General features: G+C 29.7%; 22 protein-coding genes and 1 riboswitch. Of the genes, 3 read left to right on the forward strand and 19 right to left on the reverse strand.

Annotation, left to right across the window (positions count from 1 at the left end):
* Nucleotides 1-89: 89 nt before the first annotated feature.
* From BET03_RS03640 to BET03_RS03705, 14 genes are all read right to left on the reverse strand, one after another.
* Nucleotides 90-560, reverse strand: coding sequence for an HAD family hydrolase (locus BET03_RS03640; protein WP_120167398.1), 471 nt, complete (start codon nt 558-560; stop codon nt 90-92).
* Entirely contained in the window at nt 557-1,906 is a 1,350-nt protein-coding gene (locus BET03_RS03645; protein WP_120167400.1) for a glucose-6-phosphate isomerase, read from the reverse strand. Before BET03_RS03645 ends, BET03_RS03640 begins: the two co-directional genes overlap by 4 nt.
* 109 nt (nt 1,907-2,015) lie before the next feature.
* Nucleotides 2,016-2,432 (reverse strand): bacteriohemerythrin, encoded by a 417-nt coding sequence (locus tag BET03_RS03650; RefSeq protein WP_120167402.1) that lies wholly within the window; start codon nt 2,430-2,432, stop codon nt 2,016-2,018.
* A gap of 158 nt (nt 2,433-2,590) precedes the next feature.
* Nucleotides 2,591-3,400 (reverse strand): ATP-grasp domain-containing protein, encoded by an 810-nt coding sequence (locus BET03_RS03655; RefSeq protein ID WP_120167404.1) that lies wholly within the window; start codon nt 3,398-3,400, stop codon nt 2,591-2,593.
* Nucleotides 3,401-3,580: 180 nt separating this feature from the next.
* The gene (locus tag BET03_RS03660; protein WP_120167406.1) at nt 3,581-4,699 is read right to left on the reverse strand and encodes a SpoIIE family protein phosphatase; all 1,119 of its coding nucleotides are present in this window, start codon (nt 4,697-4,699) and stop codon (nt 3,581-3,583) included.
* Between the two features lie 131 nt (nt 4,700-4,830).
* The gene (locus BET03_RS03665) at nt 4,831-5,961 is read right to left on the reverse strand and encodes a hypothetical protein (protein ID WP_120167408.1); all 1,131 of its coding nucleotides are present in this window, start codon (nt 5,959-5,961) and stop codon (nt 4,831-4,833) included.
* 536 nt (nt 5,962-6,497) lie between these two features.
* A complete protein-coding gene (locus tag BET03_RS03670) occupies nt 6,498-7,703 on the reverse strand; it encodes an aspartate kinase (RefSeq protein WP_120167410.1) in 1,206 nt (401 codons plus the stop codon).
* A gap of 14 nt (nt 7,704-7,717) precedes the next feature.
* A complete protein-coding gene (gene lysA / locus BET03_RS03675) occupies nt 7,718-9,025 on the reverse strand; it encodes a diaminopimelate decarboxylase (protein ID WP_120167412.1) in 1,308 nt (435 codons plus the stop codon).
* Nucleotides 9,026-9,197: 172 nt separating this feature from the next.
* Nucleotides 9,198-9,388: riboswitch (Lysine riboswitch) on the reverse strand.
* 165 nt (nt 9,389-9,553) lie between these two features.
* Nucleotides 9,554-12,631 carry an efflux RND transporter permease subunit gene (locus tag BET03_RS03680; protein ID WP_183108710.1) on the reverse strand — a complete coding sequence of 1,026 codons (3,078 nt, stop codon included), beginning with the start codon at nt 12,629-12,631 and terminating at the stop codon, nt 9,554-9,556.
* A gap of 14 nt (nt 12,632-12,645) precedes the next feature.
* Nucleotides 12,646-13,452, reverse strand: a complete 807-nt coding sequence (locus tag BET03_RS03685) for an efflux RND transporter periplasmic adaptor subunit (protein WP_120167416.1) — start codon at nt 13,450-13,452, stop codon at nt 12,646-12,648.
* A gap of 8 nt (nt 13,453-13,460) precedes the next feature.
* A complete protein-coding gene (locus BET03_RS03690; RefSeq protein ID WP_120167418.1) occupies nt 13,461-13,856 on the reverse strand; it encodes an efflux RND transporter periplasmic adaptor subunit in 396 nt (131 codons plus the stop codon).
* Nucleotides 13,857-14,106: 250 nt separating this feature from the next.
* On the reverse strand, nt 14,107-14,733 hold the full coding sequence (locus BET03_RS03695; RefSeq protein WP_120167420.1) for a TetR/AcrR family transcriptional regulator: 627 nt from the start codon (nt 14,731-14,733) through the stop codon (nt 14,107-14,109).
* Between the two features lie 513 nt (nt 14,734-15,246).
* Nucleotides 15,247-16,128, reverse strand: coding sequence for a foldase protein PrsA (locus tag BET03_RS03700; protein WP_243096852.1), 882 nt, complete (start codon nt 16,126-16,128; stop codon nt 15,247-15,249).
* Between the two features lie 106 nt (nt 16,129-16,234).
* On the reverse strand, nt 16,235-16,759 hold the full coding sequence (locus BET03_RS03705; RefSeq protein WP_120167422.1) for a cob(I)yrinic acid a,c-diamide adenosyltransferase: 525 nt from the start codon (nt 16,757-16,759) through the stop codon (nt 16,235-16,237).
* Nucleotides 16,760-16,890: 131 nt separating this feature from the next.
* On the opposite strand from BET03_RS03705, the gene BET03_RS03710 reads away from it, so the two are divergent.
* Nucleotides 16,891-17,730, forward strand: a complete 840-nt coding sequence (locus tag BET03_RS03710; RefSeq protein ID WP_120167423.1) for a hypothetical protein — start codon at nt 16,891-16,893, stop codon at nt 17,728-17,730.
* A gap of 100 nt (nt 17,731-17,830) precedes the next feature.
* On the opposite strand, the gene BET03_RS03715 is transcribed toward BET03_RS03710, so the two are convergent.
* Nucleotides 17,831-19,324, reverse strand: a complete 1,494-nt coding sequence (locus BET03_RS03715) for a B12-binding domain-containing radical SAM protein (RefSeq protein ID WP_120167424.1) — start codon at nt 19,322-19,324, stop codon at nt 17,831-17,833.
* A gap of 169 nt (nt 19,325-19,493) precedes the next feature.
* On the opposite strand from BET03_RS03715, the gene BET03_RS03720 reads away from it, so the two are divergent.
* Nucleotides 19,494-20,867 carry an MATE family efflux transporter gene (locus tag BET03_RS03720; RefSeq protein ID WP_120167425.1) on the forward strand — a complete coding sequence of 458 codons (1,374 nt, stop codon included), beginning with the start codon at nt 19,494-19,496 and terminating at the stop codon, nt 20,865-20,867.
* Nucleotides 20,868-20,924: 57 nt separating this feature from the next.
* Here BET03_RS03720 and BET03_RS03725 read toward each other — a convergent pair whose 3' ends face one another.
* Both BET03_RS03725 and BET03_RS03730 read right to left on the reverse strand, forming a co-directional pair.
* The gene (locus BET03_RS03725; protein ID WP_120167426.1) at nt 20,925-21,272 is read right to left on the reverse strand and encodes a cupin domain-containing protein; all 348 of its coding nucleotides are present in this window, start codon (nt 21,270-21,272) and stop codon (nt 20,925-20,927) included.
* A gap of 108 nt (nt 21,273-21,380) precedes the next feature.
* Nucleotides 21,381-22,517: a THUMP domain-containing class I SAM-dependent RNA methyltransferase gene (locus tag BET03_RS03730; protein ID WP_120167427.1), complete on the reverse strand. Its 1,137-nt coding sequence runs from the start codon at nt 22,515-22,517 to the stop codon at nt 21,381-21,383.
* A gap of 168 nt (nt 22,518-22,685) precedes the next feature.
* Between BET03_RS03730 and BET03_RS03735 the strand changes: the two genes are divergently transcribed.
* Nucleotides 22,686-23,060, forward strand: a complete 375-nt coding sequence (locus BET03_RS03735) for a class II SORL domain-containing protein (RefSeq protein WP_120167428.1) — start codon at nt 22,686-22,688, stop codon at nt 23,058-23,060.
* A 102-nt stretch (nt 23,061-23,162) separates the two neighbouring features.
* Here BET03_RS03735 and BET03_RS03740 read toward each other — a convergent pair whose 3' ends face one another.
* Both BET03_RS03740 and BET03_RS03745 read right to left on the reverse strand, forming a co-directional pair.
* On the reverse strand, nt 23,163-24,911 hold the full coding sequence (locus tag BET03_RS03740) for an NADH-dependent [FeFe] hydrogenase, group A6 (RefSeq protein ID WP_120167429.1): 1,749 nt from the start codon (nt 24,909-24,911) through the stop codon (nt 23,163-23,165).
* Between the two features lie 53 nt (nt 24,912-24,964).
* Nucleotides 24,965-26,162, reverse strand: a 1,198-nt coding sequence (locus tag BET03_RS03745; RefSeq protein WP_120167435.1) for an NADH-ubiquinone oxidoreductase-F iron-sulfur binding region domain-containing protein, incomplete at its 5' end; no start/stop codon positions are given.

Consider the following 26,162-nt stretch of genomic DNA (forward strand, 5'->3'; position numbering starts at 1 on the left):
ATAGTTATATCACTTAATCTCTGACATTAAATACTATGATTAATACACTTTTTATATAGTAGAAAAGACTGTAGGTTCCCCTACAGTCTTTATTCCCTCAATGTAGCTATCATTCTCTTTGTACTTAGTAACATATAAAAAACATCTATAATATTTTTTACTACTATATCGCTATTTAATAAAGCTTTAGTAGATATTCCTTCTCTTTCTAATACACAAATTCCCAATGCACTTTCTTTAATCATCAAACTATCATTATTACCATTACCAACTGTAATAGTTCTATCTTCTCCCAATTCTCTTAAAAACCTTAATTTATCTACAACACCATTTTCCTTTGATATTATTTTTACTTTGACATCTAAATCCTTTAAGTTTTCCCTTACAGTGCCAAAGGTATCTGCAGTAAGTACGTATATATTAACTTTTTTACAAAGCTCTTTTAATTTTTCTTTTACCCCATTAATAAGTTTTCCATCTACTGCTAATGTACCATTATAGTCAAATATTACATTTTCTATAGTAATACTTCGAAAGGAAGGTATATCTACTTCTATCATTTCTTTAGTTTCCTCTTTTCTAGTTCTTCTTTTAAATCTTCAAAACCAGGTTTTCCTAATAATGCAAACATATTTTTCTTATATGCCTCAACACCTGGCTGGTCAAAAGGATTAACTCCAAGTAAATGCCCACTAATTCCACATGCCTTTTCAAAGAAGTATATAAGTTTACCAAAGTAGTATGCATCTATCTTTGGTACATTTATAATAAGATTTGGTACATTCCCATCCGTGTGGGCAATTAAAGTCCCTTCAAATGCATTTTTATTTACAAAATCCATAGTTTTACCTTTTAAATAATTTAGATTATCAAGATTTTTCTCATCCTCTGGTATCTCAATATCCTCTGTTGGTTTTTCTACATTTATAACTGTTTCAAAAAGATGCTTTCTACCATCTTGAATATATTGTCCTAATGAGTGTAAGTCAGTTGAAAAGTTTACTGATGCTGGGAAAATACCCTTTCCATCTTTACCTTCACTTTCTCCATATAGTTGTTTCCACCATTCTGATAAATAGTGTAAAGATGGCTCGTAATTAACTAATATTTCTATAGCTTTACCTCTTCTATAAAGAACATTTCTAACTGCAGCATACTGATAACAAGGATTCTTATCAAAGTCCTCTATACTATACTCCTCTCTACCTGCATTAGCACCTTCCATCATCTTATTAATATCTATTCCAGCTACAGCCATAGGAAGCATGCCTACTGGAGTAAATATTGAAAATCTTCCTCCTACATCATCAGGGATAACAAATGTTTCATAACCTTCTTGATCTGATAGCGTTCTTAAAGCACCCTTCGCCTTATCTGTTGTTGCAAATATTCTTTTTCTTGCTTCTTCTTTACCATATTTATCTTCTAGATAGTTTCTTAAGACTCTAAATGCAATAGCAGGCTCAGTTGTTGTACCAGATTTTGATATTACATTTATGCTTACATCCTTTCCTTTAATAACATCTAGAAGATGTTTTAAATATGTACCACTTATATTATTCCCAACAAAGTATATTTCAGGTGTCTTTCTATCTTCCTTTGGAAGTAGATTATAGAATGAATGGGTTAAAGCCTCTATAGCTGCCCTTGCTCCTAAATAAGAACCACCTATACCAACAACAATAAATACATCTGAATTTTCTCTTATTTTCTTTGCTGCTTCTTTAATTCTGCTAAACTCTTCCTTATCATAGTTTATAGGATAGTCTACCCATCCTAAAAAGTCATTACCTGGTCCCTTCTTTTCATGTAAAAACTTGTGAGCAATTGAAATTTGTTCTTTCATGTTGTCTAATTCATGTTGTCTAATTAATCCATTAGAATAATCAAATGTTATATTTGCCATTACTTACCCTCCTACAATATGTAATTTTTGCAGTTACATTTTACTACTATTTTTCAATTATATCAACACATTAATAGTTTTCTCTCTCTAAATGTGTATTATTACAAATTTAATATAAACCTTTTTGATTAAAGAAATCTTTATATTTTAGATCTGACTTAATTATATGCTTTTCAATCCAATCTGCAATAAAGTTTAGTATATCCATTGTAATAATATTCTGTTTTCCGTCTATGTCTTGCTTCTCTATATCTAAAATTTTATTTACAAATGCATCATGCTGTTGTTTATGGTCATTAAACTCTTCATAACCATATTCCTTCATTAATTTTTCTTCATAATTAAAGTGATAAATAGCATAATCCTTTAACTCTTCAATTATTTTCATAATTTCATCATAACGATCAATGCCATCGTTTAGTGAAACAAGTGTATACAACTCATTTCCTATTTCAAATAGCTTTTTATGTTGCTTATCTACTTCTTTTATGTTAACACTATACTTGTCTTTCCATTTAAAAAGCATTAAAATTTCCCCTTTCTTTTTTTAATAAAAATCTACAAAACTTATATATATTTTTTACCCTTAATATATTATCATAATAATATTTTATCAAAAATGTTACATAGGTTTTATACCTTAATAGATTTTTAAGAAAAAAGACTGGATAAAAATCCAGTCCTTTAAGATACTCTTTTCCTTATTGTTGGGTAAGTTGGTGTATCAGGGTCAAAGTCTGAGCGTATATAATCATATATTAGGGATTCTACTTTAATACCTAAATGTCTAAGTGCATCATTCCCAAATAAAACATTAAACTCTAATATATGATACTTGTCCCCTACAACTGCAACATCAAAACCTGCATGGTTTATAGATAACTTTTTAGCTACTTTATCAACTAGATCAACTGCTCCTATAGGAATATCTTCAAAACTATAGTTTCCTCCTTTTGCAATATTATTATGGAAAACCCCTTCTCTTCCTATCCTCCAATATGCTGCAATTACTTTATTCCCTAGATATACTATCCTTAAATCCCTATCTATAGGAAGTTTTTCTTGAATGTATAAAACCTCATTATTATTACTATATTCTAAAAGTTGACTCCTATTTTCAATTAAAAATACACCTCTACCCATTGAATTTTTTACTTCTTTAGCTACAAGGGGATATCCAAATTCTTCTTCGATTTCATCTATATTGAGCTGACTTTTATTTAATATTTTAGTATAGGGAACATTATTAGGAAAGGTAGCCCATAATCCTCTAGTCATCTCTACTTTATTGTGACCTAGATGAAAAGTACTTATATTTGGAAATATTTTTTTATGAAGTCCATACACTAAAAAATTTACTTGCCAATATTCAGGAAATAATATATAGTCTGCTTCTTTTACCTTGTCAATTTCTCTAAAGATATTTTCTGGCTTTACATAGGTTACTCCTTTTATACCTATAGTTCTATAAGGATTAAATGATACTAGTTTCACCTTTTTCCCCTCTTTCAAATCTTATATGTCTAAATTTATATTACTTTGAAGAAAAAAGGGTGTCAATAATTTTTTTAATTTTATCAAAAAAAATATAAAGCTGATGAATCCTTAATTCATCAGCTTTATAGACTTATCATTTTTATTTTAATAGATATTTATTAATTTATTGTCAATTAATTATAATACTTCCACCATTAATAGAGCAAAGTCATCTTCTTGCTTACCAAAATTATAATTATCTATATTATTTTCTATAGCTGGTAGTAGATTCTCATTTTCATTTTTTATTATATTTATTAATCTTTTTAATCCAAATTCTTCCCCAGATTTATCTTTAGCCTCAATGACACCATCTGTGTAGAACAATATCTTATCTCCACTTTTAAGTTTTACCTTTCTTTCTTTATAATCTACTTTATTAAAAAGATAGGTAATCGGATATCCCTTTGCCTCAAGAATTTGCACTCCATCTTTTCCTATTAGTATTGGTAAACTATTATGTCCTCCATTAGCAAAAACTAAAGTCTTATCTTTTTTATTTAAAACTCCGTAAAATATAGTAAGGTATTTATCATCTTCTAAGTCTAAACTAAGGAACCTTTTATGGAGCTCACTTAATGCCTTTGCTGGAGCTTTGTATTCATCTTTAACAGCTCTCATTGTCTGTCTTACAAACATTGTCATCATTGAAGCTGAAACACCATGGCCTACTACGTCACTAATATATATACCTATGTGTTCCTCATCTATATGGAAAACATCGAACATATCTCCACTAAGCATTTCAGATGGTTTGTATATATAATCAACATTTATGTTATCATAATTACCTTTTCTAGGAAATATTTTAGATTGTAAACTCCTAGCTATTCTTAAATCTTCATTCAGTATTTCATTTTTTCTAATTAGTTCTTTTTCAAGCTTTCTCTCCCTTGTTACATCTCTAAATACCTCAACGGCAGCGTATATTTCCCCATTTTCATCCTTAACTGGTGAGCTTTTAACAGAAAATATTTTTTCACCTACTTTTTCTTCTTTTTCAACTATTTCTCCAGTTAGTATTGTTGTTTTAGAAATACATCTTTTGCATGGTGAACCTTTTCCTAATACTGAGTAGCACTTAGTTCCAATAAGTTGCCTACCTATAGCTTCTCTCATAGGTTTGTTCACATAAATAATAGTACCTGTTTTGTCTATTACTCTAACCCAGTCAATCATCCCATCCAATATATCATTGGCAAATCTTTGATGACATCTTATTTTCTTTTCATCAAAACCTAAACCTTTATCTAACATAATGTCCCCCTCTAAAAGGTAGATTTAAAAACCTTTATTTAATGTATTATATCATAATCTGTCTTATTTTGTATAATTTTAAATTAATATGAATGTTTTAATCCCTTGACAGTAAAATAATATTATGATTGTCATGTAATATTCCTACTAATAACATATAAATAAATAGATTCAAATAGTTCTGAACTTATCATGCCAATAATACCAATAATAGCAGAATTACTAGGCTGTAAAAAGTATCCGAAGGTTATACCTAATATTAAAGCAATAAGATTAATAACTTTACCTTTACTGATATATTCAGTCATATGTTTTTTCATTAAAATTCCCCAATAATACTGTCTAATTACCATAATTAACGGTAATACGGACATTATTTTTAAGACATCTATGGACATTAAACTAATTTTGTCTGTAGTTCCTATAAGGTATTTAAGTACATAATATCCTATAGGACTAAAAGCAACAGTTCCAAAAATGACAGACAAAGTCAAACCTAAGTAAATTGCAAACTTTAATACAGATTTCTTCTGTTTATCATTATCTTCTTTAATTAGATTTAATGGAACTTGATGAAACATTACAACTGGACTTACAATGATAATGCCTAGTCCCCAGGCTACTGCATAAGTTGAAAGAGCTATTTCTGGATTATGTGTTCTTGCTAAACCAGAGTTAATTATAGGTTTAGCTAAAGACTTAATGAAAGATGTTAAGACCAATGGTAAAAAAAATCTAATTATTGTTTTATTAGTAATTTCTTTGTAACCTAATTCTTCTTTATTTTTGGCAATTCTATCTAATTTATTAGGTATGTCACCGACAGGAAGCTTAACCCCTAAAAACATCATTAAGCCTTCAACTGATATGGCACCAACAAATATACCACCAGCTATAATAGCCGCTGGTATAAACTTAAGTTTATGTACTATTAGTGCTATGAATAATACAAAAATTACTCTACAAACAGTAGCTACACTTACTAATGGGGTTCTTCTAAATATTATTGCTACACCCTGCATAAAATTTCTTAGAGTAACTGCTAGTGGAAAGATTAGAAAAACTGTAAGTATAGTTATTGATTCATTTAAAACTTTGCCCTTTAGTCCCATAATATTCTTTATAAACCATTTTGATCCACCTGTTAATATAAAAAGTGAAAATATAAACACAATAAAACCAACTAGCATAATAATAAATTTTCTAACTTTATAATAACTTTCTTTATCTTTTACTAAGGCTGTTACAGTTTGCCTAATCATCGCCACAGGATTTTGAACAACCCTTAGAATACTTTTTGATACTTCAAATGCTGAAAGGTATATTTCTGGATTAGGAAGTCTTGCTAAAACTGCATTAAAAAGTGAATGAGTTATACTAATTAAAAAGGCTGTAGCCCCTAAAGGTACAAAAAATAAAAGCTGTTCTGAAATAGGAATTTCGTCACTTTTATTTTGAAGATTATCATATTCGTTTAATGTAGTATTAATTTAAACCATCTCCCTATAAACTTAAAAGTTAAAATTTATAGTAATATAAATACTATCAATATTCAAACCTTTTTATGAAATTAATAAAAGCTTGTAATTTACTAAAACTATATTATTGCTAATTTTCTTTCGTATCCCTAAATATACTCATGTTTACTTGTCTTTATTACTAAATTTTTTTAAAACTTTCTCATGTATGATAATTGGTAATAAAATTTTTATAAATAACAAATGCTCCCCTTTCATAGACAGATTTATTATTCTTATCTGTCTATGAAAGGGGAGCATATTAAAATTGAATGCACCTTTTATAAGTTAAATTCATTTGCTATAACTAAAATAGCCTTTTGTTTATCCTTAGTATTTATAGTGTATGATATTCTAATTTCTGAAGTTGTTACCTGCTTAAATTCTATATTATGGTCAGCAAATATTTTAAATATTCTAGCAGCTACACCTGACTGGTTTCTCATACCTAATCCAATTACTGATATTTTAGTTATATCTGTCTCCATTTTTACCTCTATACCCTTCAAACGCTTTTTAATTTTTTCTATAATTTTTGTAATAATATCTTTTTCAAGCTTTGGAGCTGTAAAGGATACATTAACAAATCCATCTACAGCAGCTGTTTGACTTATCATATCTATATTAATATCCTTTTTGGCTAATTCTTCAAATATACCTGAAATATTTTGTATATTATAAGGAATATTATTAATAGTAACCATTAAATCATCATCACTAACAGTTAGACCTGTAATTACTTTTTCTTCCATTTCTTCACTCAACTCCTTTATATAAGTTCCTTCAATATTACCTTCACTTTTAGCAATATATATAGGCACATTATATTTTTTCCCTATTTCCATAGCCCTTGTTTCCATTATTCCAGCACCTAAACTGGCCATTTCAAGCATTTCTTCATAACTAATATTCTTTAACTTTCTAGCTTTACTGTAAACTCTAGGATCAACACTATATACTCCATCTACATCAGTATATATTTCGCAGGGACAGTTAAGTTTAGCTGCTAATGCCACAGCAGTTGTATCTGATCCTCCTCGCCCTAAAGTTGTAATATCACCTGCTTCATTTACACCTTGAAAGCCTGCTACTACCACTATTTTCCCCTCTTTTAAATGCTTTTTTATATTCTCAATCTTAATGTCTGCAATTCGCGCTTTTAAATGGTAGCCCCTAGTCTTTATTCCAGCTTGAGAACCTGTTAAAGAAACAGAATCATAACCATATTCTTTAAGGGCCATTGATAATAGAGAAATTGATACCTGTTCTCCTGTTGAAAGAAGCATATCAAGTTCTCTCCTACAAGGATTATTTGATATTTCCTTAGCCATATTGATTAGTTTATCTGTAGTTTTACCCATTGCAGAAACTACAACAACCACATCAGTACCCTCTTTTTTTCGTTCTATTAATCTTCTAGCCACATACTTAATTTTTTCTACAGTGGCTACTGAAGTTCCCCCATACTTTTGAACTACTATACTCAAAATTAACACTCCCTTTATTGATAATATGGTATATCATTATTTATAAGATCTTCATATGTTTGTCTTTTTACTGTTAACTTTGCATTTCCATCCTTTACGAATACTACCGCTGGCCTTAAAAGTTTATTGTAATTACTAGACATACTATAGTTATAGGCTCCTGTTGTAAAAACTGCCATTATATCTCCTGCATCAACTAGCGGTAGTTTTATATTTTTAATTATTATGTCACCTGATTCACAACATTTTCCCCCAATAGTTGCATCTTCTACAGGCTCATGATTCATTTTATTGGCTATATAACCACTATACTTTGCTCCATAAAGGGCAGTTCTTGGGTTATCAGTCATGCCTCCATCTACAAAAACATATTTTTTACCACTGTATGTCTTTTTAACTCCACCTATTTCATATAATGTTATACCTGCATTGGCAGTTATGGCCCTTCCTGGTTCTATCATTATCTTAGGGGTTATAATATTTAATTCTTTAGTTTTTTCATTAATTATATTTAACATTTTCTTTAAACAAGAACTTAAATTTATAGGGTCATCACCATTTGAATAAAACACTCCAAAGCCTCCACCTAGATTTAGTTCTTGAGTAATAAAATCGCAATTATTTTTTACTTTATTTATAAAATCTAACATAATTTCTGCTGCAAAATAGAATGGTTCTTCATCTAGTATTTGAGATCCTATATGGCAATGAAATCCCTTCAAATTGATATATTCACTTTCTTTTAATTTATTAACTATAGAGTATATATCATCACTAAAGATTGACTCACCAAATTTTGAATCATGTTTTGATGTTTGTATATATTCATGAGTATGAGCTTCAATTCCTGGATTAACCCTTAATAATACATTAACTTTCTTTTTATATTTTTTAGATACGGTTTCTAAAAGCTCTATTTCTTGTCTATTATCTATAATTATTCTTCCTATTTCGTTTTCTACAGCCATTGCTAGTTCTTCTTTTGATTTATTATTTCCATGCATATGAATTTTTTCCTTTGGAAAACCTGCCTTTAATACTGTATACAATTCTCCACCAGAAACAACATCTATTGAAAGACCTTCTTCCTCTAAAACTTTACATATAGCTAAATTTAAAAATGCTTTGGATGCATAAATTACCTCTGTTTCAATTCCTTCTAAAGTGAAATTATTCATAAATAATCTACAATTGCTCCTAACTAAATCTTCATCAATAACATATAATGGAGTTTTAAATTTCTCCACTAAATCTACAGAATCACAACCTCCAATTTCTAAATGGCCTTTACTATTAATTTTCATAGTGCCGAAAAGTTTCATTTTCTCTCCTCCAAACTTTATTAAGAGTTAGCTAACAACTACTAATGTACAAATACTTTTAATAAATATCAGTCCTTATAAAAATTATTAAATAGTTGATATTAATAATGAAATATAAAAATGGCCAAGAGCAAAAGGTGCTCTTGGCCATATATACGCCACCTTTCGCCCTATGTGCTACAGCTCTTCATCAAGTAAATGGGCAAATTACCTGATGACAGTACTATGCTTATTCAACATAGTCCCAACACATAGCTTTAGGGAAAAACTATGTATTTCGGCAGTTACACCTTTCCTACTGATTCATAGCCTCCCTAAGCATCATCAGCAGTACTCTTTGTAACTGCAGCCTCTATAACACACGTAGTATAAATATTAATTTTTTTGAATTTTATCACATAACACAAGTGTTTGTCAAATAAAAATTTTCAGATTTTTGATAAAAAATTAAAATTGCTAGATTTAACAGTATCATTTTATCTTTATTTTTATTAATATGAAAAAAGTACTTATATCTTTTACAACTCATTAATCTACAATCTCTTTTGATACCCTCTCTTTAAATTTAAAAGTTTGGATTTTTCCTTCTACTAGACCATAGGTAACAGGTATAATTACTAATGTTAACAATGTGGAAACCATTAATCCTCCCATGAATGATATTGCCATTGGTTTAAATAAATCATTACCTGATATAGCCAGTGGAATTAATCCTAATACAGTTGTTATTGTAGTTAATATTACAGGTCTAAATCTTGCATTTACAGCTTTCTTACATGCCTCATCTATAGAAATAAACTTAGCCCTTTCCCTATTAATATAATCAATTAATATTATCGCATTGTTAACAACTACCCCTATTAAACTAACTATTCCTAAAAATCCAAACAGTGAAAGTGGCTGTCTAAAAATCAATAATGCAAATATTGAACCAATAATGGATAAAGGAACACTAATTAGGATGATAAAAGGTTGAATAATGGAATTAAATTGAACCATTAATATTATAAAAATCATAAATATAGCAAATACAGCCGCAATACCTATATTACCAAGGTCATTTTCCAATTCTGCCTTTTCTCCTTCATAAATTATATTTACATCTTTATAGATTTTCTTGTTAATCTTTTCTTCCAATACTGTTTGAACCTCAACTGCATTATATCCTGGTTTAACTTCACTTGTTACAGCTATAGCACGCTTCCCATTATATCTTTTTATAACTGGTATTGATGATTTTAGATTTATATCTGCAATTTGTTTGAGAAATACCTTGTTTCCTGTTATGGAAGATTTTATAGCTAAATTTTCTAAATCATTGATAGAATTAATATTGCCTTTTATTACAATGTCATATTCTTTTCCCTCCTGTCTAAGAACAGAAGCTTCTCTCCCCATTAAAGCAATGTTAATTTCATTTTGAATATCATATTTAGTAATTCCCTTTAAAATAGATTTATCTGTATCAATATCTAATAAAAACTCATAAATTCTTTCATCTAAATCGTCATCTATATTTCTTGTACCCTCTATTTTAGATAAAGTACTTTTAATATCTTCAACAGTAGCTTTTATTTTTTCCATATCATCTCCTGTAACCCTTACTTGAATAGGAGCACCCATACTTGTAATTTCAAGCTCCTTTACTTTTACTTCAGCGCCAACTATATTTTTATTGTATATTTCTTGTAGATATTGAACAAACTCAGTATTAGACTTAAACCTTCCACCTTTCTTTAAATCTACTCTAGTTAATATTTGGGCAAAATTAGTAGAATCAACTTGAGGTAGTATGGAAATATCAAATTTTGGTAATCCCTTACCTATAGAAGTAGTAAAATCAACAACCTCTTTCTCTTTTTCTAAAAATTTTTCAACCTTTTTAACTATTTCTTCAGTTTTATTTATATCTATATATTCTGTTTCAATATCAATGTAGATAATTTCCTTGTCTGAAGTAGGATAGTATTCCATCGGTAATATAGATCCAATTAATAATGATATTATTAAGAACACTATACCTATTATTAATGTCTTTCCTTTATTCTTTATACCAATATTCAACATTTTTTCAAAGAATATTTTAATACCTAAATCTTTTATTTTTAGTTTTCTTTTATTTTTCTTAAAAAACATAAAGGCTGTTACAGGTGTTACCATCATTGCAATAATATAAGATGCTATTAATGAAGTAATAATCATCTTTGGTATTCCACCTGCAAATTGCCCTACTGCTCTAGGTAAGAACAATAAAGGAGAAAAGGCTGCAATAGTAGTAAGGGTTGAAGATAATACAGGTATAGCTACTTCTTTAGCTCCCTTGATACAAGCCACCTTTTTTTCTTCTCCTTTATCTAGCTTAGCTTGTATTGCATCAGTTACAACAATAGAATTATCTACTAGCATCCCTAAGGCCATAATCAACCCTGTTATTGTAATTAACTCAATCTTTGCAGAGATTAAGTTCATAACACTAAAAGTAATTAATACTGAAAGTGGAATTGCTAAAGAGGCAACAGTTGAATTCCTTAATCCCATCCCAATCATGACAACAATAATAACTATAATAATTCCTTCAATAAGATTTATTGTAAAGTTAGTTATAGATTCTTGAACATTTTCTGGCTGAAATACCACCTCTTCTATAGTTAAATCATTTGGTATATCTCTTTTAAATTCTTCTATTACTTTTCCAACTTTTTTACCAGTGTGCACAACATTTTGCTCCTGCTTAAAATAACCTGAGAGCATTATGGCATTTTTTCCGTTATATTTTACTTTATAGTTGGAATCCTCCAATCCTATATATACATCTGCAATATCTTTTAATCTTATAATAGCTCCTGTATTTTCAGAAATGTCAATAATCATATTCTTTATTTCTTCTACTGATTGAAATAATCCAGTAGGAGTAATATTAATTTTATAATCCTCATATTCAATTGATCCAGCAGGTATTTGTATATTTTGTGCTGATAGTATTTTTACTATATCCTCTAAAGACAATTCATAATGATTTAGTTTACCAATATTAACTTCTATCTTTACTTCTCTTTTTTGTTCTCCTAAAATATCTATTTTCTTTATTCCATTTATTTCCATTAATCTTCCCTTTAATCTTTCTGAATAATACTTTAACTGTCCATAGCTGTAATTTTCTCCTGATATATTTATTAGCATTCCAGCAGTATCAATAAGATTAGTATTAATATTAACTGCTTGTATTCCGTCAGGAAGTTCATCTTTTAAATCATCTATTTTTCTTCTTAAATCATCGAAAACATCATTTATTTCTGTTTCTGTTAAATTCATATCTAGTACAACTAATATAGCTGATATACTATTTTGTGAAAAAGAGTTTGAATAATCATATCCATCTAATTCTATAATCTTTTCTTCTATTTTACTAGTTACTAATTTTTCCATATCTTCTGGGGATGCTCCAGGGTATACAACTGTAATCATAGCAGCTGGAGCAGATACATCAGGATATTCCTGTTTTGGAACTACATAATAACTATATATGCCAAGTATAATTAAAATAATTACAACAAAGATTGTAACTTGCCTATTTTCTATAGATAAATTAATTAATCCTTTTTTCACTTTTTTACACCCCCTTACTCTACCTTTGATAAAATTTTAATTTTATCCCCTTCTTTGAGGCTTTTTAATCCTTCAGTTACTATAACCTCATCCCTTGAAACTCCCCTTACAAATACTTTATTTTCTAATACATCTTCAATTTCTATATATTTTTTAATAACTGAATCATCCTTTACAGTAAAAACATAGTCTTTTCCATCATTCATTACAGATTGAATAGGAAGTAATATTCCTTTTTCTTCACCAACAATAATAGATACATTAACAAGCTCTCCAATTGAAAACTTGTTTTTAGATAACTCAATTTCAACATTATATGTCATACTTTTCTCATCAGGGGTATTAGTAATCTTTGTAATCACACCATCTACTGTATAGTTATCATTCATTATATTAGCTTTTGTTCCAATTTTTACTTTATTTATATCCCCTTGTGATAACCCAACACTTACAATTTGTTTGTTACCTCTAATAATAACAACTGGATGTCCAGGGGCTACTATTTCATCCTCATTAAACAATATATCTACAATATAACCATCGATATTTGTTTTTAGGATAGTATCATTTAATGCATCTTGACATTGTTTATAATTTATTAATGCTTGCTTATATTGTGAATAAAGCATTTTTTTATCTTCTTCTCTAGCTCCATTTTCAATTTGATTTAATACTTCCTTTGATTGTTTATACTCTACTTCCTTTACCTTAAGCTCTAATTTTAGTTCATCTAAAGTCTGTTTAGAGATAGCACCTTCATCATATAGCTTTTTTCCCTTATCATATTTTTCTCTTACATAGTTTAAGGCCTTTTGGGCCATATCTACATTTAACGTAGCTTGATTTTTTCCTGTTTTGTTGCTCCCTTTATGGCCTTATCATACTGAGCTTTAGCAGCATCTAATTGTAGTTTAGCTACATTTAGCCCATAATTAATATCTTTATCATCTAATTTTGCTAACGGGTCACCCTTTTTTACATACTGCCCTTCAGTAACATATATTTTTTTTATCATCCCAGATAGCTTAAAACTATACTTTTTTAAGTCTTCATAACTGACAAAACCTTTATAATTTAAAGTAACAGGTAAATTTACTTCTTCTGTTTCTATAACCCTTATAAGTTTCTTTTCTTCATTTTTTAAGCTCTTATCTTTAGTAACTTGGGAACAACCGACCATTAGCATCAAGAAAAAAATTAGTAAATTTATTTTTATTTTCTTCATATAAATCCCCCTTAAACTATTTTTATTTTACTAACTATTTAGTTAAAAGTTTATAAAAAAATTTGATATATTTGCATATACAAAAAAAGACCTTTATCCTTATTTTAGGATAAAGGTCTTGCTCTTTTATTAACTATCACCCGGATGGAAAATTCATCGTAGTGACGAGCGATAATACCATATATTTATATATGGTGAGCTACTCCCCTTTTATTATATTTAATTATTTGTAATTATCATCTAATATTCTCTATAGTTTTGACATGTGATATGCAATATGTGTTTCCTTAAATACTTTTAAAAAATATTTCTTTAGTTCATCTTCATTTATATCATAATATTCTTTCCATTGGTCTTTATATATAACAAAATTTAATATTGGCATAACCCCGGTGAAAAACTCCATAACAAGCATTTGCTGCTTTTTTTGTGGAAATTTAATTCCCTTTTTTTCAGTTGCTTTTCTAATGTTTTCTATTTCTGCATCCATTAATAAACTAGCTATTTTAAGTATTATGGAATTTTTAGAATTTGACTTTAATGATTCAGATAATGCAACTTTAATAATATTTTTCCTTTCTGAAAGAAAATCCAAAAAAACATTTATTAGACTTTCAAAATCATCATCTATATCTTTAATAGATATACCCTTTAGGTTATCTCCAACCATTTTTTTTGTATCTTCCATTAAATTTGTAAGAAGTGTGTTAAGAATATCCTCTTTGCTTTGAAAGTAGTAATAAATCAGTGCTTTATTTACCTCTGCCCTCTTGGCTATATCATCTACCCTAGCTCCATCGTAACCTACTTCTGCAAATACTTCTTCTGCAACCTTTAATATCCTACTCTTTTTGTCTGATACTTTTTTTTGACTCATAACTTCACCTCAAATTTATTAACTAAATGGTTAGTTAGAGTATATCAAAGTAAAATCTCCTTGTCAATAGATTTTGGAAAATTTTATTTTCAATATTCCCTTGTTTTTTTGCTTTTTTTGTAAATTTTCTAGATTTCTAATACAGGTAATATAGGTAGGTATAAGCTATAATTTCTTCATTTATCATCTCCTTTACTAACTTTTTTATAATAGGTATTGTCCATTGATATATAGTCTTTACTTTTGAAATAATTATACTGTTCCTTTTTTGTAGTTTTTGGTATTTGTTGTTCCCTTTTTCTATAATTTTACTAACCTATAATTATATTTTTTAATAAAGTTCTTTTTCAATTCTTCATAATTCATATTAAGACACCCTATCTAATATCTTTATACATATTCAAGATGAGCTTTAATATTGTTCTTCATATAACTAAATGGGCCAAAATTAGATTATTCTTTGATTTTAAACACAAAGAAGTTTATTTTGACCCATTAATAATAATTATTTTTTTATTTTAATAGTCTTTCAATTTCATATTCATTAAATTTCTCTTGAATCCATTTATCATATACAGAAGACATTTTTTCCTTAAACAACATTTCTTCAATTTGGTCTTTACTTTCCTCATAATTCGCTTTCTTAGCTTCTTTTCTTTCCTCTACTTTAATGATATGATATCCAAACTGGGTTTTTACTGGTTGACTAATTTCACCTGCTTTTAATGAAAAAGCTACCTCTTCAAATGCTGGAACCATTTGTCCCCTTTTGAAAAATCCTAGTTCTCCTCCTTGTTCTTTAGTAAAAGTATCAATGGAATATTCCTTTGCTAGGTCAGCAAAATTCCCATCTGCAAGAAGTTTTTCCCTAATTTCTATAGCCTTTTCCTCACTATCAACTAAAATATGACGAGCTTTCACTTGTTCTTCAGTAGCAAACATCTGTTTATTTTCTTCAAAGAAACTTTTCATTTCCTCTTCTGATATAGTAATTTTCGGTTCAAGAAGCTTTTCTATTTTTATATTCGTCTCAATATCTTTTCTAACATCCTCTATTGTATAGCCATAACTTTCAAGCGTTTGCTTAAACCCTTCTTCATCTCCATAATTATTTATTAAATCTTGCATTCTATCTTCAATATCTTTTTCTGAAACTTCAATATTTGCCTTAACAACTTCTAATTCGATAATTTTTTCTGTAATTAATACATCTAAAGCTTGCTTTCCATTTTGCTTAACTAAGATCTCATAAAGCTCGTCTTTCGTAATTGCTTCGCCATTTACTTTAGCAACTATTTCACTATTAGAACAAGCACTTATAACTAACATTAGTCCTAATAAAAGAATAAGTAATATACTTTGATGAATCCTTCCTCTTGTAATTTTTTTAATCAATATTTTATCCCCTTTCTTAGTAACTTTTTTGCATTCCTTTGTAATTATATCAAATTTATACCAATTATTATATAGAAATTATTTAATTAATTTTAATTTATAATTTTCAAAATTCTACCTTATTTAAGTTATCTTCAGAATATACAGCTAAAGTATATAAAAGATCTGATAATCTATTTACAAATTTTAATAGGTTTGGATTTACAAAATCTACCTCTGATAATGAGATTATTCTTCTTTCTGCTCTTCTACATACCGTTCTTGCTATATGCAGTAATCCTGCAGTCTTATTAGTTCCTGGAATTATAAAATGGTCAGGTTGTTCTATTCTCTTCATAAATTTATCAATGTTTTTTTCAATAAATTCTACATCTTCTTTTTTTATAGAAACCTTTAATTTTGCTTTATCTTTAGTAGCAAGCTCTGCTCCAACATCAAATAATTTTCTTTGGATTGTACATAAAAGGTTGTATAATTCTTTATCTTCCACAAAATTTTTAGCTAATCCTATATGGGAATTTAATTCATCTATAGTTCCATAGCTTTCAACCCTAGTTGAATCTTTTTTTATCCTTTGCCCATCGTAAAGACTAGTTTCCCCTTTATCACCAGTTTTAGTATATATCTTCATTTTCCATCCTCCTATTTTTGTATTTAGCATTATCATATATACCCATTATGGAAAACTCATCACATTGTTATTAGTAATTAAACTCTTAAAAATATATTATAATAATTATATAATTTAAAAGGGTGTTTAATATGAAGAAAAAACATATATTTATTTTTACTTTAATCATTTTGTCTATATATCTTTTCTTTAATACTGGAATATTCTATACTTTACGTAGCTATATAGTGATGTATCCCTATAGTATAAAACATAAAGATAAGAGCTTACTTAAAAGAAAAAATATTAAACTTTCTATACCTGGCGGAAGTCTAATGAAAAAAGATTGGTATCCTTTTACTATGACCTTCACAGATGATGAAGGATTTTCAAAATATGTAGGTAGAGATTTAGCTCTAACAATATTGTATAATTTCGGCCATTTTGATAAGTTAAATGGCTCTTCAACTTATTTTAATCCTAGTTCACCATATTTTAGCAGCTTTTATGGGGCATATATAGTCTATGATAATGAAAATCCAAATAATAGATTTGGTTTTAAAAACTTAAATGAAGTAAATGTTAAGGAGCTAATGTTAATTCCAAAATATGACCAAACACGTTTGGTCCTTCCCTCTTTAGGATGCCCTTATAATAAAACTGTTTTTAAAGTAAAAATAGGTAATATTAAAGGTAATATTAATTACATAGGGTTAGATGGATGGACTAGGATAGATGCAACAATAGTAACCAATAGCCCTATACACAAATATAAAAAAGGACAAAGAGGGTATATACAGTTTGGAAGGCCTTTAAAAGAGTATTACAATGGAGTTGATTTTCCCCTTATTAATTTAAAAGGTAGGGTTTATGCAAAATATTTTAATAAATACAAAATGACGTTTATCTTTTATGTGATGGGAAAAGATTTAAACCTAATTGAAAACTGTGATAAAAACATTTTGTCAAAATCAAGGATAATAGTAAACTGAAAAAGTCTTCTATTAAAAATAGAAGACTTTCAAGGCTGGTGAACCTATGGTTCACCAGCTTTTTTATTCTTTTAAACCATATCAAAGGAAACATCCCTTATTATGCCTTTAATACTAATTTAGCTTTATGGGTTATATTTTTAAATCTTTGAACCTGCTTCATAAGTTTTTGAAGCCTGAATACTACCTTTTCTTTATTACCCTTTTCAACCTCATTGGCTAACTTTTTAGCTAAAGGTCTTAAAGTTGGGAATTGGGTAAGATATATTAAGGATACCCATACACTATTTTCTGTAACTCTATTAGCAGCTGCAGGTCCCCAATACATATCATACTGTTCTTGGATTGAACTATACATAATTTTTTCAAGTTCTTCTCTAGTAAACAAATTCTTTTCTATAGCCATATCTACTATATCTGTACCAGGTAAAAAATTTAGTCCATGAAGTTGAAGTTCAAATGGAGGTTCTAGTTTAAGACAAAGCTTAAATGTTTCTTTTAAATCCTCTAAGGTTTCAAATGGATGTTGTAACATAAAATCATATATAATTCTTGGAACTTTGCATCTTGATAATATTTTACTTGATTTAATTATTTGCTCCTGAGTTTCAGTTCTATTAAAAACTTCTCTTCGTACTCTAGTTGACCCACTTTGAATACCAACAACTATTTGATATAAGCCAGCATCTACTAGTTTTTCAATAACATTTTCATCTACTTTTAAAGGATGTCCCCAAATTTTAAATGGAAGTCCTATTTCCTCTTTGTAACGCCTATTAAACTCATCTATCCATTCTTCATCATCAGGAAATATTTCGTCCCAAAAGTGTATTACCTTTAATTTTTTTATTTTTTTCTTAGCTTCTTTTAATTCCTCCATGACACTATCAATACTTCTAAATCTTACAAATCTCCCTTTTTTAAAATATACCCTCTTAAGATTAATAGAACTACAATAGGAACATGTAAAAGGACATCCTCTAGAAGCTGTCAACTCAAAGGTCAATGATTTTAATTGTGGGTCTCCCTCTGTTAAAGTATCATTATGAATAACATACTTATTCTCTCCACCAATTTCTGGATAACCTAAACTATCTAAATCCTGTACAAGGCATCTTACATCATTTATTACTATTTCTCCTTGATTATTTTTAAATGCAAGATTTTCTATATTTGAAATATCTTCTCCATTTTCTAATGCATCTAATAACTCAACAAATGCATCTTCACCTTCTCCTCTAATTACATAATCACCATGTGTTAATGCCTTTTTAGGGAATAATGTAGCATAAACTCCTCCCCATATAATAGGAATATCAAACTTTTCCCTTATTCTATTATTTACTAAATAAACAGATTCCAGATAAAGTGAAGACATGACACTTAAACCTATATATGCTGGATTTATTTTATTTATTAATTCCTCTAATAATTTCAGCTCTTTTTCACTTGCCTTACTAGGCTTTACACTATTAAACCCTTTAAAAAATAATATATGAGGTGTATAGCCTCTTTTTTTCAAAGTATTAGCAAGATATCTTACACCTAAAGCCTTTTCATTATAAAATCCTATCAATAAAACGGATTTATCCATTATTCTCCTCCATTCTTCATTTAAATCTATAAATATGTTATCACACCATATAATATATAACAATATACTTATTTAAAACTAGTTTCCAAGAATTAATGATATAATTATTTTGATACCCGAAAGAATTAATGATATAATTATTTCGAGACACTAATTATGGAGGAATTTTATGGATTACATAGAAAAAAGACAATTAATTTTAAAAGGGAAAATAAGCAAGGTTATACTTACTCTAGCCGGGCCAATAATGGCAAATAACTTAATACAAACTCTATATAACCTTGCAGATACATATTGGGTAAGTAGATTGGGTTCAACAGAAGTTGCAGCAATAACCTTAATTTGGCCAGTTATTTTTTTAATGATGGCTTTAGGCATTGGTGTTTCAATAGCATCTATTTCACTTATTTCACAGTATATTGGTTCTAATAACATGGAAGATGCCAAAAAAGTAGCAGGTCAAGTAATATCCTTTTCCTTTATTTTTTCATCTGTCCTTGGATTAATTGGAGCTTTATCAGCCCACTATATAGTTAAAGCAATGGGAGGAGAAGGAATACTTTTAGAAAAAAGTGTAACCTTTCTTAGGATAATTTTCTTTGGTATGCCTACACTTTTTATTTTCTTTGCCTTTAATTCTATTAAACAGGGGCAGGGAGATACCCTTACTCCTATGAAGTATAGTGCATTTTCAGCATTATTAAATATCATATTAGACCCAATATTTATTTTTACTCTTAATCTTGGGATTGGTGGTGCTGCTTTAGCGACTGTACTTTCTAGAGGAATTTTTTCTTTATATGCAGTATACAGACTTTTTTCTGTAAAAAATGGAATAAGACTTAAAAAGGATGATTTATATTTAAACAAAAGTGTGTTAACTAAACTAATAAAAATTGGCTTTCCGGCCTCTATTGGCCAATCAACAGCTGCATTTGGATTTATTATTCTAAATGCTTTTATTATTGGATTCGGTGAAGCTACTATGGCAGCCTTTGGTATAGGAAATAGGATAGTTTCCCTTATATTAATGCCTGCAATGGGAATTGGAAGCTCTATTTCAACAATTGTGGGGCAAAATCTGGGAGCTGACAATGTCAAAAGGGCAAAGGAAGCTGTAAAAACTAGTGCAATTTTATCAACTATAATATTAGCTATAGGTGGTGTAATAGTTTTTATCCTTTCAGAAACAATAATTGGATTCTTTGCAAAAAATGACCCTATAGTTTTTAATCAAGCTACTTACTACCTTAAACTAGTTATATTTACTATGCCTTTAATGGGTTTTTTCCAGATATTTATGGGAACTTTTCAAGGTTCAGGTCATACTATAATGGCTATGATATTAACAGGTGGAAGATTATGGTGCCTTAGAATCCCATTAATAGTATTATTCAAAAACTTTACTGATCTTGGTTCAAAATCAGTATGGTTTGCAATGATTCTTAGTAATGCACTTATATGTCTTGTAGGTTATGGATTATATAAGAGTGGAAAATGGGAGAGAAAAGTTATTAAAAAAACTAACATAGATAATGAATAACTAACAACTAAAGCGGCCAATATTATATTGGCCGCTTTTAACAATTCTTTATTATAATTATTTATCTCCCTCTTCTGGTACTATACAGATAAAAGCGAAATTATCTTTTCCCCTATTTGAAAATTGATGGATTTTATTGGAAGGAACATATGCAAAAGAACCTTCTTCAACCTCATAATCTTTTCCATCTAAATGTAAGATTCCCTTTCCCCTTACTATATAGTTTATATGGGGCCATGGATGAGTATGTTTTGGAGTATGTCCTCCTTCTTCTAGCTCAAAAACACGCATAACATGACCTTCCCAGCCCTCTTCTGGAGAAATTAAAACCTTCTTAATTGCTTTCTTTATACCTTCTCCCTCTATTCTTTTACCCTCTAAATCCTTTTCATGAGAAACTATCATTAATAAAACCTCCCCACTTGTTTCAATTAATCATCTTATAGTAATATTATAACTTTTTTTAAAGGAAAGGAAAACCTTTTATCATATACCTATCTTTTTGTTTCCTAATTACTTTTTAGGAGGTCTAGGACCATAATACTGATAATAATCCACTTTAATTCTTCCATTATATAACTTTCTCTTTCTATCTGCCCTTTTACCATATAGTTTTTCAAACTTTTCATTGGAAGTAAGTACATATATTGACCAGGTATCAAGTTTTTTGAATTTTTTACCCACTCTTCTATAAAGTTCTTGTACCTCTTTCCTTTCACCTAATCTTTCACCATATGGTGGATTACATATTATAACCCCATACTTTTCCTTCACTTTCATATCTAATACATCCATATTCTTAAATTTTATACAGTCATCTACTCCAGCTTCAAAGGCATTTTCTTTTGCAATTTCTATAGCCTTACTATCTATATCTGATGCAATAATATTAAGCCTTACATCTTGGTCTATAGATTCAAAGGCTTCTACCCTAGCTTCTTTCCAAAGTTTTTTTCCTACTCTAGGCCATTCCTCTGAAGCAAAGCTTCTGTTTAATCCTGGTGCTATATTTTTACCTATCATTGCGGCTTCTATAGCTATTGTTCCTGAACCACAGAAAGGATCTAATAAAAGTCTATCTTTATTCCAATAACTTAGCTGGACCATTGCAGATGCAAGGGTTTCCTTTAGTGGAGCCTCTACCTGATCTACCCTATATCCTCTTTTATGTAGACCAACTCCGCTTGTATCAATGGTTAACGTTGCAATATCTTTAAGTAATGAAACCTGTATTGTAAATTTAGGACCGGTTTCTTCAAACCATTCCCTATTATATTTAGTTTTCAATTTTTCAACAACTGCTTTTTTAACTATAGATTGACAATCAGGAACACTATATAATTTTGATTTAATAGATTTACCTGTTACAGTAAATTCACCATCTTCAGTAATCCATTCATCCCAAGGTAATGCTTTAGTTTTCTCAAATAGCTCTTCAAAGGAAAGAGCTTTAAATTCACCCATTTTTAAAAGAACTCTATCTGCTGATCTAAGCCATAAGTTTGCCTTAGGAATAGCAGATTCATCTGCTTTAAAAGTAACCTTTCCATTTTCTACTTTAATATGATTATATCCAAGGGCTTGAACTTCCCTTTTTACTACTGCCTCTAAACCAAATGTAGAAGTAGCTATAAGTTCAATTTCACTCATATTATCTCTCCTAATCCTTTTTTTATAGTATATCCCAAGTCTCTAGAACATTGTATCAAATTTTAATCTAAAAAAAAATTATGAAATATACATTTTATGTTTATAAATTTCCTACATCTGGGTATAAAAATATTAGATTGATTAAAAAATTAAGGAGGTTATAAATTAATGAAATCTTTAGGTCAACTTTTACAAACTGGTGATTGGAAAGGTGAAAAACACGTTCCTGTGATTCATAGCACTGAAAAAATTAAAGCAGGGGAAGAGTTTCAATTAAAAGTATCTATTGGAGATGAAATCAAACATCCAAACACACTTGAGCATCATATTAAGTGGATTAAAGTCTTTTTCCATCCAGAAGGAGGAAAATTCCCTGTAGAAATAGCTACTTTTAACTTTAGTGCCCATGGTGAAGGTGATGTTTTTGATGAACCTGTAGGTATTACTCATGTTAAGTTAGATAAACCTGGAACTATTTATGCATTAAGTTACTGCAACATTCATGGCCTTTGGGAAAACAGTAAAGAAATAGCTGTAGAATAAAAAGATCCATATTTCATAAAAAAATACACCTCCTATTAGTAGACTACTTTCTCCTTTATCTACTAATAGGGGTGTATCTTATTTTACATAGATTTTTATTTATTATTTAAGAGGATAATTTTCTCTTTTTACATAGTGTGTGTGAAGTAACTCGTGTGATTTATGACCATTTGGTTTTCCAAAGTATTCATCATATATTTTCTTAATCATTGGGTTTTCATGGGATTTTCTTATAGTTTTAGCTTCATCTTCTTCATATAGAGCCTTTGCTCTTTCTTTTCTTATATCTTTGGTCATTCTATCTTTCATAGTTACATGTGGCTGTCCTCCACCAGTAACACATCCGCCAGAACATCCCATTACTTCTATAAAGTGATATTCTTTTTCACCTGATTTTACTTGGTCTAAAAGTTTGCTAGCTGCACCTGTACTATGAGCTACTGCAACTTTTACTTCCTTATCTCCTAGATTAATTGTAGCTTCCTTAATTCCTTCAACTCCTCTAACTTGTTCAAATTCTATTTTTTCTAATTCCTTACCAGTTACAACTTCAGCTACAGTTCTAAGGGCAGCTTCCATAACTCCACCTGTTGCACCGAATATAACCGCTGCTCCTGTTGATTCTCCTAATACTTCATCAAAGTCTTCATCTGGTAATTCTACAAAGTCAATTCCAGCTTGCTTAATCATTTTAGCTAATTCTCTTGTTGTTAATACTGAATCTACATCTGCGTATCCAGTAGATTGAAGTTCTTCTCTTTGTGATTCAAATTTCTTAGCTGTACATGGCATTATTGATACTACATATATATCTTTAGGATCTATTCCATTCTTCTCAGCATAATATGATTTTACTACCGCACCTAACATTTGGTGAGGTGATTTACAAGTTGATAAGTTATCTAAGAACTCAGGATAATAGTGTTCACAGAATTTAATCCATCCTGGTGAACAAGAAGTAATCATTGGAAGTTTTCCACCATTTTCTAATCTGTCTAGTAGCTCATGTCCCTCTTCCATTATTGTTAAGTCAGCAGCAAAATCAGTATCAAATACTTTATCGAATCCTAGTCTTCTTAATGCAGCTGCCATTTTGCCTGTTACCCTTGTTCCCATTGGAAGTCCGAATTCTTCACCTAATGCTGCTCTAACTGCTGGAGCTGTTTGAACTACAACATGCTTATTTGGATCTTCAATTGCATCCCAAACATAATCTATTTCTTCTTTTTCTTTTAATGCTCCAACTGGACATGCAGCAATACATTGTCCACAATTAATACATGGAACATCTCTCATGTCTTTGTTGAAAGCTGTAGTTACAATAGTTTCAAAACCTCTGTTTGTAAATCCAAGTACACCTACATTTTGTACCTTGCTGCAGACACTTACACATCTACCACAAAGTATACATTTACCAGGATCTCTAACTACTGAAGGTGATGAAGTATCTTCATATGTTTCAGTCATTTCTCCTTCAAAGGCTACTTCTTTAACACCTAAGTCATTAGCTACACTTTGTAATTCACACTTATTATTTCTTTCACAAGTAGTACAATCACCTTTATGATTTGAAAGCATTAATTCAACAACTGCTTTTCTAGCTTCCCTAACCTTTTTAGTATTAGTCTTTACTACCATTCCATCTTGTACTTGAAGTACACAAGAAGCTTGTAAAGTTCTAGCTCCCTCAACTTCTACAACACAAACTCTACATGCACCTACTTCATTTATTTCCTTTAGGTAACAAAGTGTTGGTATATTAATTCCTGCACTTCTTGCAGCTTCAAGTACCGTATAATTTTCTGGTACTGTTACCTTTTGCCCATCTATAGTTAAAGTAACATTATTCATCATTTACACCCCTTTTCTAGTTATTAAGATTTTAGAAGGACAGACTGTTTATACTATTTCTTGATTATCGCACCGAATGGACATTTTTCTATACAAGCACCACATTTTACACACTTATCTTGGTCAATAGTATGCGCTTCTTTTCTCTCTCCACTTATTGCATCTGCAGGACAAGCCTTAGCACATAGTGTGCATCCTTTACATTTGTCTTCTTCGATAAAGAATGAAAGTAATTCTTTACAGCTTCCTGCCGGACATCTTTTTTCATTTACGTGTGCTTCATATTCATTTCTGAAGTATTTTAATGTTGATAATACTGGGTTTGGTGCAGTTTGTCCTAGTCCACATAATGCTGTGTTTTTAATTGTATCTGCTAATCTTTCTAGTTTATCTATATCTTCAGGCTCACCTTTACCTGATGTTATCTTCTCAAGTAATTCTAGCATTCTCTTAGTTCCTACTCTACATGGTGTACATTTACCACATGACTCCTCAACTGTGAAGTCTAGGAAGAATCTTGCTATATCAACCATACATGTATCTTCGTCCATTACTATCATTCCGCCTGAACCCATCATTGACCCAAGCTCTGTTAATGAGTCAAAGTCTATTGGTGTATCTATATGTTCTGCTGGTATACATCCTCCTGATGGTCCACCTGTTTGTACTGCCTTAAATTCTTTTCCCTTCGGTATTCCTCCACCTACTTCGTAGATTACTTCTCTTAATGTTGTTCCCATTGGTATTTCTATTAATCCTGTATTGTTTATCTTTCCACCTAGAGCAAATACCTTTGTTCCTGGTGATTTTTCTGTTCCTATACCTTTAAACCATTCTGCTCCTTTTAGAACTATACTTGGAACATTGGCATATGTCTCAACATTGTTTATTAGTGTTGGTTTTTGCCATAACCCTTTGTTTGCTGGATATGGTGGCTTGTTTCTCGGCATTCCTCTTTCGCCTTCTATTGATGCTATTAGGGCAGTTTCTTCACCACATACGAAAGCTCCTGCTCCTAGTCTTATTTCAAGGTCAAAACTAAAGTCTGTTCCAAAGATGTTTTCTCCTAATAATCCCTTCTCTTTTGCTTGGTCTATAGCCTTTTGTAATCTTTGTACTGCTATTGGATACTCTGCTCTTATATATACATATCCTTGGTTTGCTCCTACTGCATATCCGGCTATCGCCATTGCCTCTATTACTGAATGAGGGTCTCCTTCTAGGATTGATCTATCCATGAATGCTCCTGGA

The sequence above is a fragment of the Thermohalobacter berrensis genome (genome assembly GCF_003609645.1).
GTDB lineage: Bacteria > Bacillota > Clostridia > Tissierellales > Thermohalobacteraceae > Thermohalobacter > Thermohalobacter berrensis.